Annotated in this window: 12 protein-coding genes; all 12 read left to right on the forward strand. The window is 38.4% G+C overall.

Going from position 1 to position 13899, the window contains the following annotated elements; genetic code table 11:
• Window positions 1-5: 5 nt before the first annotated feature.
• The gene (locus SB717_RS30990; protein ID WP_410906468.1) at window positions 6-2231 is read left to right on the forward strand and encodes an alpha-galactosidase; all 2226 of its coding nucleotides are present in this window, start codon (window positions 6-8) and stop codon (window positions 2229-2231) included.
• Between the two features lie 147 nt (window positions 2232-2378).
• Window positions 2379-3374: a biotin synthase BioB gene (gene bioB / locus SB717_RS30995; RefSeq protein WP_410906470.1), complete on the forward strand. Its 996-nt coding sequence runs from the start codon at window positions 2379-2381 to the stop codon at window positions 3372-3374.
• A gap of 242 nt (window positions 3375-3616) precedes the next feature.
• On the forward strand, window positions 3617-4195 hold the full coding sequence (locus SB717_RS31000) for a glycerol-3-phosphate responsive antiterminator (protein ID WP_098621612.1): 579 nt from the start codon (window positions 3617-3619) through the stop codon (window positions 4193-4195).
• A gap of 20 nt (window positions 4196-4215) precedes the next feature.
• A complete protein-coding gene (locus tag SB717_RS31005) occupies window positions 4216-5331 on the forward strand; it encodes an ABC transporter ATP-binding protein (RefSeq protein WP_074683988.1) in 1116 nt (371 codons plus the stop codon).
• Window positions 5328-6263: a carbohydrate ABC transporter permease gene (locus SB717_RS31010; RefSeq protein ID WP_144647206.1), complete on the forward strand. Its 936-nt coding sequence runs from the start codon at window positions 5328-5330 to the stop codon at window positions 6261-6263. The genes SB717_RS31005 and SB717_RS31010 overlap by 4 nt, the downstream gene beginning before the upstream one ends.
• The gene (locus tag SB717_RS31015; protein ID WP_013081575.1) at window positions 6260-7072 is read left to right on the forward strand and encodes a carbohydrate ABC transporter permease; all 813 of its coding nucleotides are present in this window, start codon (window positions 6260-6262) and stop codon (window positions 7070-7072) included. Before SB717_RS31010 ends, SB717_RS31015 begins: the two co-directional genes overlap by 4 nt.
• 13 nt (window positions 7073-7085) lie before the next feature.
• Complete coding sequence (locus SB717_RS31020; protein WP_410906472.1) at window positions 7086-8426, forward strand: ABC transporter substrate-binding protein; 1341 nt, start codon at window positions 7086-7088, stop codon at window positions 8424-8426.
• An 86-nt stretch (window positions 8427-8512) separates the two neighbouring features.
• Entirely contained in the window at window positions 8513-9250 is a 738-nt protein-coding gene (locus SB717_RS31025) for a glycerophosphodiester phosphodiesterase (RefSeq protein WP_074683971.1), read from the forward strand.
• A gap of 504 nt (window positions 9251-9754) precedes the next feature.
• Window positions 9755-10078 carry a DUF3870 domain-containing protein gene (locus tag SB717_RS31030; protein ID WP_074683974.1) on the forward strand — a complete coding sequence of 108 codons (324 nt, stop codon included), beginning with the start codon at window positions 9755-9757 and terminating at the stop codon, window positions 10076-10078.
• A gap of 93 nt (window positions 10079-10171) precedes the next feature.
• Window positions 10172-11338, forward strand: a complete 1167-nt coding sequence (locus SB717_RS31035) for a DUF819 family protein (RefSeq protein WP_410906475.1) — start codon at window positions 10172-10174, stop codon at window positions 11336-11338.
• Window positions 11339-11398: 60 nt separating this feature from the next.
• Window positions 11399-12472 (forward strand): dipeptide epimerase, encoded by a 1074-nt coding sequence (locus SB717_RS31040; protein WP_410906477.1) that lies wholly within the window; start codon window positions 11399-11401, stop codon window positions 12470-12472.
• 32 nt (window positions 12473-12504) lie between these two features.
• Window positions 12505-13518: a C40 family peptidase gene (locus SB717_RS31045; protein ID WP_410906479.1), complete on the forward strand. Its 1014-nt coding sequence runs from the start codon at window positions 12505-12507 to the stop codon at window positions 13516-13518.
• Window positions 13519-13899: the final 381 nt, after the last annotated feature.

A 13899-nucleotide genomic window follows, 5' to 3' on the forward strand; every position in this document is an offset into this window, starting at 1 on the left:
ATAGAGTGGGAATATTATTTAATGAACGTACCAAGGAGTTTCACCTGCAGGGCCGCGATGTAAGTTATATCTTTTCAGTGTTGAGAAATGGGCAGCTTGGTCACTTATACTATGGAAAAAAGCTTAAGCACCGTCCGTCTTTTCAGCATTTTTTACGTGTAGAAACAAGAGGAGCTAGCGCTTCGGTATATGAAGGAGAATTAGCATTTTCTCTTGAAACAATCAAACAAGAGTATCCTTCTTATGGGACAACAGACTTCAGAGAGCCAGCCTATCAACTTCTTCAGCAAAACGGAAGCCGAATCACAAATTTTGAATACGATAACCATAAAATTTACAAAGGCAAGAAGCCATTAAACGGCTTACCTGCTACATACGTGGAAGAAGAGAGTGAAGCCACGAGTGTAGAAGTTGAAATGATTGATAAATTGCTCAATGCATCACTTATTTTAACGTACACCGTTTACGAAAACCGAAATATTATTACGCGTCACGCACGATTTGAACATAGAGGAGAAGAACCAGTCGATATTTTGCGTATCATGAGCGGCAGTATTGATTTGCCTACATCAAACTATGAAATGGTTCAGCTTTCCGGTGCTTGGATTCGAGAGAGACACGTGAAAACAAGAATGCTTCAGCCGGGTATTCAAAGTATTTCTAGTGCGAGAGGTACAAGCAGCAGTCAGCAAAACCCATTTTTAATTTTAAAGAATCCAGCTGCAACTGAGCACAGTGGAGAAGCGTATGGTTTTAGTCTTGTATACAGCGGAAACTTTCTTGGACAAGTGGAAGTAGATCACTATAATGTATCGAGAGTAACGATGGGCATTCACCCTTTTGATTTTCAGTGGCGACTAGAAAGTGGACAAACTTTTCAATCACCAGAACTAGTACTGGCTTATTCAAATAACGGGCTAAACGGCCTTAGCCAAGAGTATCATGAGCTTTATCGCAAGCGTCTCGCTAGAGGGAAATGGCGGGATTTAGAGCGACCAGTTTTAATTAATAACTGGGAAGCGACGTATTTTGATTTTAACGAAGAGAAAATTGTACACATTGCGAAAGAAGCACAAAAGCTGGGCGTTGAACTTTTTGTATTGGATGACGGCTGGTTTGGTAAACGTAATGACGATACAACTTCTCTTGGAGACTGGTTTGTAGATGAAAATAAGCTTCCGGGCGGTATGAAATCATTGGCTCAAAAAGTAACGGATTTAGGTATGGACTTTGGATTATGGTTTGAACCTGAAATGATTTCAAAGCAAAGCAACTTGTATGAAAAGCATCCAGACTGGTTAATTCATGTGCCAGATCGTCATCAGTCTCATGGACGAAATCAGTATGTGCTTGATTTTTCACGAGAAGAAGTAGTGAATTATATTTATGAACGAATGGAAGCTATTTTAAGTGAAGCACCTATCTCGTATATAAAATGGGATATGAATCGAAATATAACGGAGATTGGATCTGTTGGGCTACCTGCGAATCGCCAGTTTGAAGTAGTACATCGCTATATTTTAGGAGTATATGATTTGTATGAGCGACTAACAAAGAAGTTTCCGGATATTTTATTTGAATCGTGTGCAAGCGGGGGCGCTAGGTTTGATCCGGGAATGCTTTATTATGCTCCTCAAGCTTGGACGAGCGATAACACGGACGCAATTGAACGTCTAAAAATTCAGTACGGCACGTCTTTTGCCTATCCAATCAGTTCAATGGGAGCACACGTATCAGCCGTACCAAATCATCAAGTACGCAGAGTAACAAGTCTAGAAACAAGAGGAGACGTTGCGTATTTCGGCGCATTTGGTTATGAGTTAGATGTTACGCTGATGACAGAAGATGAAAAAGAAACGGTAAAAAAACAAATTCAGTATTATAAAAAACAACGATCTCTTATTCAAAATGGAACATTCTATCGATTAAAAAGTCCGTTTGAACAAGATGGAAATGTGACCAGCTGGATGGTTGTTTCATCCGATCAAAAACAGGCAATCATCGGTTATTATCAAGTATTAGCTAGACCAAATCCTTCTTATGAATGCATTGAGCTAAAAGGGCTTCATCCTGATTATGAATATACAGTGATGGAAACAGACCAAAGAGCTTATGGAGATGAGCTCATGTACGCAGGAATTGCTCTAACTCATGAGTATCCGGGTGTTGAAGCATACGATGAAAAATCCGGAGACTTTGTATCGGTTATTTACACACTGCAAGCGCAATAAGCAAAAAGCCATTTCTATATCATAGAAGTGGCTTTTTGAGTTAACTATTAATTATACAGTGTTGACATAAAAGGAGAAGTAATGGTAACTTTTAGTTATAATTGTAAACTTTTTTTAAAAAAAGTTTACTAAAATGGAGGGGAATCGATGGAAACCACAAGTTTAAGAGATTGGAAAGCACTTGCTCGGTCTATTATTAAAGGGAAAGAAATTACATATAACGAAGCGCTTCAACTTCTTTATGTACCTGATGAAGAAGTGTTAGAGGTCATGAATGCCGCGTACTTAATTCGTCATCATCATTATGGAAAAAAAGTAAAGCTCAATATGATTATTAATACGAAATCGGGTTTATGCCCAGAAGACTGTGGATATTGTTCGCAGTCGATTGTATCAGAAGCGCCGATTGATAAGTATGCGTGGTTAACAAAAGAGAAAATTGTAGAAGGTGCTTTTGAAGCTCAAAAAAGAAAAGCAGGTACATATTGTATCGTGGCGTCAGGCCGCCGCCCTACGGATAAAGAAGTAGCGCACGTAGTGGGAGCGGTAAAAGAGATCCGTCAAAAGACAGACTTGAAAATCTGTGCTTGTCTAGGATTTTTAACAGATGATCAAGCACATGAACTAGTCGAGGCGGGTGTTCATCGCTATAATCATAATTTAAATACTCACGCTGATAACTATGACAATATTTGTTCTACGCATGGCTATGAAGATCGAGTTGATACGGTTACTACATCTAAAAAAGCAGGTTTGTCACCTTGTTCCGGTGCGATTTTTGGAATGGGCGAGACAAATGAACAAGCCGTGGAATTAGCTTTTCAAATTAAAAAGTTAGATGCAGATTCTATTCCATGCAACTTTCTTGTTGCCGTTCCAGGAACACCTCTAGAAGACAAAAAGGCGTTAAAGCCAATGCAATGCTTAAAGCTGTTAGCGATGATGCGTTTTGTAAATCCAACGAAAGAAATTCGAATTTCAGGAGGCAGAGAAGTCAATCTCAGATCACTTCAGCCGCTTGGTTTGTTTGCTGCAAACTCAATTTTTGTAGGTGACTATTTAACGACTCAAGGTCAAGAACCTACAGCTGACTGGGGTCTGATTGAAGATTTAGGATTTGAAATTGAAGAATGTGCACTGTAAAGCCGTTGAGAAATCAACGGTTTTTTGATTTTTAGGCGATTTACAGGAACTATACGGTTTTTTTACAAAACTCAACAGCTTCTTTATATTGCCTTCATAAATAACCATTATTATAAAACATGTGAACGATAAGTGAATAGTTACTAAGGTTATGAAATTGAGAAACCACAAAAAACAATAGGTCTATATCAATACCCTATGCGTTTTTTGTGGTTTTTTGTGAATGAAAGGAAGGCATCGTTTTGAATAAGGAAGCAGATTTCTTACAACAGCTTGGGCAAGACCGTTTGATTGCATCCATTAAAAGCCCGAAAAATTTAGAACAATTTTTAGAAACAGAGATCCAGGCGGCCTTTTTATTAACGGGCAATATTAGTGTGATTAAACGCTATGTAGATTTACTCAAACAGCATAATCGAACGGTTTTTTTACACGTTGAAAAAATTCCAGGGATTAGCTATGACCGAGAAGGGCTTAAATTCCTTGCTAAGTTTGTAAAACCTACAGGTATCGTAACCACTAAAAGTTCACTCATTAATTACGCAAAGCAAGAAGGACTGGTTGCTATTCAGCGGCTGTTTCTAGTGGATACAGACGCGGTAGCACAAGGGTTGAAAACCGTTCAAGATATTAAACCGGATGCATTAGAACTAATGCCAGGATTAATTCCGGAGATGATAGAGAGAGTCGTTAAAAAAACAAGTATCCCTATTATTACAGGTGGACTCATTCAAAATGAAAGCCATATCCAAGCTGCTTTAAAAGCAGGAGCTACGGCAGTTTCTACAGGGAAATCATGGTTGTGGAAAAAATATGAATGATAGAGAAGGGAGCGTTTTTAATGAAAAAAGTAGAGCTAGTTAACATTGGGAAGTCATACGATCAAAAAACAAATGTTATTCAAGATATTAACGTCACAATTGAACCGGGAGAGTTTTTCGTACTAGTAGGTCCTTCCGGATGTGGGAAAAGTACAATGCTGAGAATGATTGCTGGATTAGAAGAATTCACGCAGGGAGAGCTACTAATTGGAGATGTAAAAGCAAATAAACTGCTTCCAAGTCAGCGCGATTTGTCAATGGTGTTTCAAAACTATGCCTTATATCCGCATTTGACAGTGGAACAAAATATTCTTTTTGGCCTGCATACAAAGAAAATTTCAAAGCAAGAACAGCAAAAGCGCTGCAGGGAAGCAGCAGAGATGCTTGGTTTAAGTGAATATCTAAAGAGAAAGCCTAGACAGCTTTCGGGAGGACAGCGTCAGCGTGTAGCGCTTGCACGTGCTATTGTTACTCACTCTCCTATTTGCTTGATGGATGAGCCGTTATCAAACTTAGATGCGAAGCTGCGCGCGAAGATGAGGTCAGAAATTCGCCAGATTCAGCGTAAGTTAGGTATTACGATGATTTATGTCACGCACGATCAAACAGAGGCGATGACGATGGCGGATCGAATGATGATTTTAAATGAAGGAAATATTCAACAAGTTGGACGTCCGCTTGATATTTACAATGCACCAAAGAACACGTTTGTAGCATCTTTTATAGGTTCTCCCCCTATGAATTTATCAAACGTTTCTATAGAAAATAACTTACTAGTTTTTGAAGATAGAAGAGCTATTTCTATGAGCACACCACACAGTAACCTTAACGGTAAAAAAGAAGTTGTGGTTGGAGTGAGACCTGAGCATATACAGCTTGCGACAAACGATAATACGAGTTTTATTGTGGAAGTAGATAATGTAGAAATTCTAGGCACGGAAACACTGCTTACATTTCATATGGGTGATAAGCAGTGGATGGCTAAGTGGAACGGTCAGTGGACTATAAAGGTGGGAGAGCGAGTTCCTATTTTTATCGATCCAAAACACCTGTTTTTATTTGATGGTGATACAGGTTCATGCTTGCACTACGAACCATCAACAGAAGATTTAACTGTAAAGGGGGCATTAGTATGAGTGCTGTTACCAAAACAGCAAACTCACCTGTTTCTGTTTCAGCAAACTCAAAAGAAAAAAAATCAATGCCTACTATCATTGTTGGACTAGCTTATTTACTGCCATCATTACTGTTATTTAGTGTATTTCTTTTCTACCCAATGATTAAGACATTATATTTAAGTCTTTTTATTACGGACACACAGGGAAATCCCTTGAATTTTGTAGGACTGCAAAATTTCTTATATCTATTTACAGATCCTAATTTCTTACAAAGTATGAAAGCTACTTTTCTATTTGTACTCTACACAGTACCTATTGGCTTAGTTATTGCCTTATTCTTAGCGCTAATCGCAAATGAAAAGCTAAAAGGAATTGGTTTTTTCAGAACAATGTTTTCATCTACCATGGGAATGAGCGTAGCGGCTTCTTCTGTGATTTGGATGTTTATGTATAATCCGACAATCGGGGTTATCAATAAAGTATTAAACCTTGTAGGGATTCACGACGTGCAGTGGTTATTAGATCCTAAGTATGCATTGGTTGCTGTGTCTATCTCGACGATTTGGATGAACATTGGGTTTACCTTTTTAATTTTACTTGGCGGGTTGCAAAATATTGATGAAAAGCTGTATGAAAACGCGCGTATTGCTGGAGTTAGCTATTGGTATCAGCTCCTTAAAATTACGCTTCCTATGCTTTCACCAACGCTGTTTTTTATTATTACGGTTTCCTTTATTAACGCGTTTCAAACGTTTGGACAAATTGACATTTTAACAAAAGGCGGACCTACAGATTCCACAAATGTCATTGTTTATTCAATCTACAAAGATGCATTTGTAAACTACAATGTTGGTTCCGCAAGTGCTCAAGCTACAATATTATTTTTCTGTATTCTACTGGTTACCGCTCTTCAATTCAAGCTTGGAGAAAGGAAGGTACATTATCAATGAGCATCACGAGAAAATGGACAACTTATTTGTTACTCATTGCAGCTACTTTAGTATTGATGTTTCCTATCCTATACGCTTTTTCCATTAGTTTTATGAGTGGAGCAGAAGTGTTAGAAGGGAAGATTTGGCCGTCATCTTTTTCATTTGAAAACTATCGGGACGCTTTTGAAAAAGTTCCGCTGCTTCATTATTTAATTAACAGTTTTGCTGTGTCTATCTTTGTCATGGCCGGGCAGCTGTTAGTTTCAAGTTTGGCAGCTTTTGCATTTGTATTTATTAAATTTAAAGGAAGAGATGCTATTTTCTTTCTCTTTATTTCTACGATGATGATTCCATGGGAAGCAACGATGGTTCCTAACTTTTTAACAGCACAAAAGCTAGGATGGATTAACAATTATTTAGGATTAACGATTCCTTTTTTTGCTTTAGCGTTTGGGACATTTTTGTTGCGTCAGCAGTTTAAAACCATTCCGAATGAGTTATATGAAGCTTCTCAAGTTGCAGGGATCAGCCGCTTTCGTTTCTTTTGGAACGTCGTGCTCCCTGTGTCTAAAACAAGTCTAGTTACGCTTGGTGTATATAGCTTTTTAACAACATGGAATATGTATTTATGGCCACTATTAGTGACAAATACAGAGGATGTCCGTACCGTTCAGATTGGTTTAAAGCAAATGCAAACACAGGAGATTTCAACTGATTGGGGAGTGGTTATGGCTGCTGTCGTTGTTGTAATCTTACCGACATTATTACTATTATTCCTAGGTCAAAAACGTCTTCAAAAAGGATTAACCCAAGGTGCAATTAAATAGGAGAGTGAATGTGATGAAAAAGATATTGGCTATCGTAACGGCATGCTTGCTAGTTATTCTAGGTGCTTGCTCAAATTCAACTGGTTCTTCGGAAGCGCAAGAAACAAAAAAAACAGCATCAGGTAAAACAGAAGTCGTATTTTGGCACGCTATGAGCGGTGACCTTGAAAAATCACTCAATAAAATTGTCGATGAGTACAACAAATCTCAGGACAAAGTCGAAGTAAAGCCTGTTTTTCAAGGAACGTATGAAGAAGCACAAACAAAATTTAACACAGTAGCAGGAACAAAGGATGCACCGGCTATTATGCAAACGTTTGAAGTGGGAACAAAATTCATGATAGACAGCGGTAAGATTCAGCCTGTTCAAAAGTTTATCGATCAAGACCACTATGATACTTCACAGTGGGAGAAAAACATTTCAAGTTATTACCAAGTAGATGGAAAGCAATACTCAATGCCGTTCAACTCTTCAACACCTGTTCTTGTTTATAATAAAGATGCTTTTAAAAAAGCAGGGTTGGATCCTGAAAATCCTCCAAAAACGTATGATGAATTAAAGGCAGCTGCAAAGAAATTAACAGAAAAACAAGGAAATAAAACATCGCAATACGGTTTTTCAATTCTAAATTACGGATGGTTCTTTGAAGAGCTAGTTGCTTCTCAAGGCGGCTTGTATGTAGATCACGAAAACGGCCGAAAAGGTGATGCTGAGAAGGCAGTATTTAATGGAAAAGAAGGACAAAACGCATTTAATTTAATCAATGATATGTATAAAGAAGGTACATTCTACAATGTAGGACAAAACTGGGATGATATGCGCGCAGCATTTCAATCTAAAAAAATTGCAATGTTCCTGGACTCATCAGCAGGTATTAAAACACTAGTAGACAATGCTCCATTTGATGTAGGCGTATCTTATATTCCTGTCCCAAAAGAAGAGGATCGCCAAGGAGTAGCTATTGGCGGAGCATCTTTATGGATGTCTAAAGGAATCAGTGATGAAACATCAAAAGCAGCTTGGGACTTCATGAAATATTTAGCAACACCAGAAGTTCAGGCAAAATGGCACGTAGAAAGTGGATACTTTGCAGTTAACCCAAAAGCGTATGAACAAGATATTGTGAAAAAAGAGTGGGAGAAATATCCGCAGTTAAAAGTAACGGTTGATCAGCTTCGTGAAACAAAGCCTACTCCAGCTACACAAGGTGCTTTAATTTCTGTGTTTCCTGAATCGCGTCAAAAAGTAGTAACAGGGATGGAAAGCCTATATCAAGGGATAAAGCCAAAAAAAGCGCTTGATCAAGCAGCAAAAGAAACAAATAGAACATTAGAAGTAGCCAATCAAAAATAACGTATGATTACGAAGCTCGTCTTTCAAGTTATTTTGAGGACGAGCTTTTTACTTAGTGAATGACTAGTTAGGAGAGATAGAGGACAATGAATAGTTCAATTGATCTTTATGCGCATCGCGGTTTTAGCGGACGATATCCTGAAAATACAATGATTGCATTTGAAGAAGCTAGGAAAATGCAAGTTGCAGGTATTGAATTAGATGTACAATTAACAAAAGACGGGGAAATAGTAGTTATTCACGATGAACGAATTGACAGAACGACGAATGGAATGGGGTATGTTCAAGAATTTTCATATAAACAGCTACGTTTATTCGATGCTGGCAGTTGGTATGACTCTCGTTTTTCTAAACAATCGATTCCGACATTAATAGAAGTGTTTGAGTGGATGATAGACAAAAAGGCAAAATTAACGGTGAATATTGAATTAAAAAATGACCGAATTTACTATCCAAAACTTGAAGAAAAAGTTCTTCGTCTAATCGATGAGTTTGATTTAGAAGATCAAGTTATTTTGTCATCTTTTAACTATGATAGCTTGGCTAAAGTGAGATCTCTCCATTCATATATACCAACAGGTTTTTTATTTGAAGGGGTGAGCGAAGATGCGATTGGAAAAGCAAAATCGATAGGAGCGCATCTACACTGTGATATGTCGTTTGTTCTTTCTTCATACGGGAAAAAAGCAAAGCAAGAAGGATTAGACTTACGGGTATATACAATTAATGAAATGAATGACTTTTTGAAGCTCCAGCAGGCTTCAGTAAAAGTAGTGATGACCGATTACCCTAACCGTTTTTTCTCTACCATGTTCAAAGGGTGACGTAGAAAGAAGCCGGGACAAAAGTACTTGACCCACAGTGAAAAACGAACCCTTGATCAACATGTTTGATTAGTGGTTCGTTTTTTTTTGTTGTGGTGAACGTGAGTTTCATCTGTTTCGGTCCTTCTAGCAGTTGATTGGAGGGCAAGGCGAAGACTCCTGCGGAAAAAGCGCAAGCAACGAGGAGGCTCAGTCGCAACCCGCGGAAAGCGAAGTCTTGCATGAAAATCAACTGCGGTGTAACAAGTGGTTCAGCTCATGTATCCCATTTGTTCGTCTTTAGGTTGGATTAAGTTTGTTATGTCTCAATCTCTTTTTTTAGAAAAATATTATTTTATTCTGAATAGTATAAAATTTATATTGTGAAATTGTTTTATAGATGATATATTGAGAATAGATTATAATGTTCCTTATGAAAGCGAATACATGTTGCGTAGCTCCGCAAACGTTCATTTGCCGGTCCCTAGCATCGTCTGTTATCTCTTTTAGGAGGAATAAAAAATCATGTATGACCAAGATACTATCTATATTATTGGAGATGCCAAAGCTCCTCAAAGCAATCCGATTACTAAAAAGTTCAATCAGTATTTTTTAGGACTGGTAGTTGATAAAACAAATGGAAAAATTATTGATGTGGAATGCTCAGCGACGATTGAGTTAACCGTTCGATTTGTTCAATCAATTTTTATTGGACGTCATATAAGTGATCCCACCCTTACAGACGACATTAACAGCCGCTACTTCGGGTCTTCCCAAAAAGCGCTGGTGGTAGCGTTTCATGATGCACAGAAAAAATATCAGCAAATAACAGCTGCTTTGTCTACATAGACCTAGACGAAATCCAGCCTGACGTTTTCAAACGTTGGGCTGGATTTTGTTTTGTATAAAAACATTTTCGGGGAGATGAAGGGGGAAGAATAAATGATTCAAGATGGATTTATGTATGTGAGTGTGTTAACTGCCTTTGCTGCGCTCATGGTAGGAATTGAAAAAAGATTTAAAGCCAATCGATTTTTAAAATTTATCCCGGGTATTGTACTTATTTATATAGGAGCTGCTCTTATGCAAACGGCAGGGTTATTTGGGGACAGCGAATCAAATGTCGCCATGTATACGGGCGTTAAAAATGCACTGCTTCCGGCCATGTTGATGCTTATGCTGTTAAAGTGTGATGTTCGAAGTGTAATTAAACTTGGTCCAAGAATGCTGGGAGGTTTCATCGTTGCGGTTTTCAGCATAATGGTAGGTTTTATCCTCGTCTATGCCATCTTTAAGAATTTCTATGTAGAAGACACGTGGAAAGCTTTTGGTGCTTTATCAGGAAGTTGGACCGGAGGATCAGCTAACATGGTTGCTCTCCAAGGGATTTTGGATGTTCCAGAAAATATATTCGGCTACGCTCTTATGATGGATACGATTAACTATGCTGTATGGGTTATGTTTATGTTTTGGCTTGTACCATTTGCATCTAAATTTAATAAATGGACAAAAGCAGACGTCAGCTTTATTGAGAATAGTATAGATGAAGTCGCAGCAACTTCTGAAAGCGAAAAAGAAGGCCCGCAGTTTCAGCATCTTCTTTATTTACTTGGTCTAGGTTTGTTCGTGTCCGCATTTTCTACATTTATCGGAGGGCGTTTGCCTGAAGTGGGAGCGGTTATTAATGCAACGAGCTGGACGATTATGATTGCTTCTGTGGTTGGTCTAGTGCTTGCTGTAACTCCAGCGGCAAAAATTCCAGGTACGCTCGATGTATCAAACGTTATGTTATACATCGTTGTAGCGTTAATTGCTTCTCAATCAGATTTTTCAAATTTAGCTCAGGCTCCTATTTACTTAGTATCTGGTTTTCTCATTATGTTCATGCACTTAGTGATCATGCTGTTGCTAGCTAAACTATTTAAATATGATTTATTTACGCTTGGGGTAGCAAGTTTAGCTAATATTGGTGGAATGGCGTCTGCTCCAATGCTTGCAGCTGCCTATAACCGTGCACTGATTCCGGTAGGAGTCATTATGGCTCTGATGGGTTCCTTCTTAGGTACTTATTTTGGTATGATGATCGCCAAAATTTTAGGAGCGATCTAAGAGTAAACCAAAAATACGCATGAAAGAATATTTGTGCTGAATCGAAAGGAAGCGATTGAAATGATAATTAAAGACATAACTGTAAAGCATCAAACCATTCCACTGCTCGTTCCGTTTAAAACAGCGCTTCGAACAGCAACAGAGATAGACAGCATAAGTGTAGAGATTCAGTTAGAAAACGGAATAAAAGGAAAAGGAGCGGCTTCGCCAACATATGTTATTACAGGCGATTCTTTAGAAGGCATTCAAGCTGCACTTCAAGGCCCTATTAAACTAGCGCTAATAGGGGAGGATATACGTCAGTTTCAAAAACTCTTGAAAAAAATTCAAAGCTGCTGTATTCACAATTCAAGTGCTAAAGCAGCCGCTGATATCGCTTTGCATGATGCTTATACAAAGTTTCTCAACATTCCTTTATATGCCTTCTTGGGCGATAAGCAGCCTATCACTACGTGTATGACGATAAGTGTTGATACACCTGAGAAAATGGCTGAAGACGCACAAAAAAGTGCAGCGGACGGATTTGACATTTTAAAAGTAAAGGTAGGTTCAATTCCTGAGCTAGACCTTGAGCGTATTAAACATATTCGATCTGTCATTCCGGATCATGTAAAACTTCGGTTGGATGCAAATCAAGGATGGACTCCAAAACAAGCAGTGCAATTAATTAATAAAATGGAAACTCTCAACTTTGGTATTGAATTGGTAGAACAACCTGTCCTTGCTCATGATTGGGAAGGGTTAAAGTTTGTGACTGAACGAGTAAACGTACCCATTATGGCAGATGAGAGTCTATTTTCTGCCAAAGATGCATTAAGGCTTGTAAGCGGGCGGTACGTGGATCTTTTAAATATTAAGCTAATGAAGTGCGGAGGAATTAATGAAGCAAGAAAAATCGCAAGTATTGCCGAGGCGAACGGTGTTGCATGTATGATTGGAAGCATGATGGAACCATCACTTTCCGTGGGAGCAGCTGCTCATCTGGCAGCCGCTCATCCCAATATCACGTATTTTGACTTAGATGCTCCTCTTTGGCTTTCAGCTGAACTGGATGTGTTAAAGTACAGCGGTCAAGAGGTTTTCTTATCAGATCTTCCTGGAATAGGAGAAATCACCGTTCCTATCTCAAAATAAAAGGATAATAATATAGTAGAAGGAGAGAGACGATGAATATAAAACGTTGGCTTTTGACGGCAACAACAGTTATTGTAGCTACATTTGGGGTCAGTGCAGTTCCTTCTGTTCATGCTTCTGAAGAAAAAGAAACTGCTTATATAGATGTCGCAGCAGCTACTCTGTGGACAGCACCAAACATCTTGCGTGAAGTGGACGCTCTGTCAGCTACTAATCCTGTAGATATGAAAAAGTGGACCACATCGATGAATTTGAAACAAAAGCAGCAGTTATCTAGCGATGGAATGCTCGAGACACAAGCGTTATATGGAAACAAAGTAACGGTTTTAGACGAACAAGGAGACTGGGTCAAAGTAGCTGTAGACGGACAGCCTACTTCTCGAAATGAATTAGGATATCCCGGATGGATGCCTACTAAACAATTAACCTATAGCAAAAGGTACGAACAATATGCAAAGAAGCCTTTTGTAATGGTGACGGCTCCGACTACTTATTTATATCATTCGCCTTCTTTAAAAAAGAAAGGCATTGAAGTTAGCTATAACACGCGCTTACCTCTTTTGGCAAAGTCAAAGAGTGCATATAAAGTATTAAAACCAAATGGAAAGACAGCATGGATTTCTGCAAAAGCAGGAAAAATCTACGCGTCTCAAAAAGATATTCCTGTACCAACTGGGACGGAGCTTGTTGAAAGTGGAAAGGCATTTTTAAATCTTCCATATTTATGGGCTGGCATGAGTGGTTTTGGATTTGACTGCTCTGGATTTACGTTTACGATGTACCAATCCCATGGTATTACGATTCCACGTGACTCAGGGCCACAGTCTCGAGCAGGGAAACCAGTAGATATGAACAACCTTCAACCTGGAGACTTATTGTTCTTTGCCTATAACCAAGGAAAAGGAAGCGTCCACCATGTAGCAATGTATGCTGGAGATGGCATGATGATTCATTCGCCGAACTCCGAGCGGACAGTAGAGATTATTCCTTTAAACACAAAGGGATATATTGAAGAGTATGCAGGTGCACGTCGTTATTTACCTTAATCAGTAAGATAAGAAAGAAGCTCTTTTTGTGAAGGGCTTCTTTTTTAATATAGATTACAAATTAAAAATTAGAAAATTTAGTTTATTTACGTTTAACTACTTCTCGATAAGGGAAGAAATTAAACAAGAGAAAAAAATCATTTTTCTTCTTGAAACATATTGACTTTATATGCAAAGCGTTATATTATTATAAAGCGTCGTTGAGACATACTCTTAACAACGAAGCTAAAAAAAAGAATTTTAAAAAGTTGTTGACATTACGTTGGTAACTTGATAAGATAATGAAGTCGCTTAAGGGCGGCGATTGAACTTTGAAAACTGAACAAAGCGACAAACGTCAACGTTAATTTTTTATTTTTAAATGAGCAAGTCAAACATTTC

The organism is Priestia sp. SIMBA_032, assembly GCF_046535215.1.
Classification (GTDB): Bacteria; Bacillota; Bacilli; order Bacillales; family Bacillaceae_H; genus Priestia; species Priestia aryabhattai.

Excerpts from the sequence above, each read along its gene's own strand:
- SB717_RS31020 (WP_410906472.1), top strand. The coding sequence starts at position 7,086 with ATGAAAAAGATATTGGCTATCGTAACGGCATGCTTGCTAGTTATTCTA.
- SB717_RS31040 (WP_410906477.1), top strand. The coding sequence starts at position 11,399 with ATGATAATTAAAGACATAACTGTAAAGCATCAAACCATTCCACTGCTC.
- SB717_RS31010 (WP_144647206.1), top strand. The coding sequence starts at position 5,328 with ATGAGTGCTGTTACCAAAACAGCAAACTCACCTGTTTCTGTTTCAGCA.
- SB717_RS31045 (WP_410906479.1), top strand. The coding sequence starts at position 12,505 with ATGAATATAAAACGTTGGCTTTTGACGGCAACAACAGTTATTGTAGCT.
- SB717_RS31025 (WP_074683971.1), top strand. The coding sequence starts at position 8,513 with ATGAATAGTTCAATTGATCTTTATGCGCATCGCGGTTTTAGCGGACGA.
- SB717_RS31035 (WP_410906475.1), top strand. The coding sequence starts at position 10,172 with ATGATTCAAGATGGATTTATGTATGTGAGTGTGTTAACTGCCTTTGCT.
- SB717_RS31030 (WP_074683974.1), top strand. The coding sequence starts at position 9,755 with ATGTATGACCAAGATACTATCTATATTATTGGAGATGCCAAAGCTCCT.
- SB717_RS31005 (WP_074683988.1), top strand. The coding sequence starts at position 4,216 with ATGAAAAAAGTAGAGCTAGTTAACATTGGGAAGTCATACGATCAAAAA.
- bioB (WP_410906470.1), top strand. The coding sequence starts at position 2,379 with ATGGAAACCACAAGTTTAAGAGATTGGAAAGCACTTGCTCGGTCTATT.
- SB717_RS31015 (WP_013081575.1), top strand. The coding sequence starts at position 6,260 with ATGAGCATCACGAGAAAATGGACAACTTATTTGTTACTCATTGCAGCT.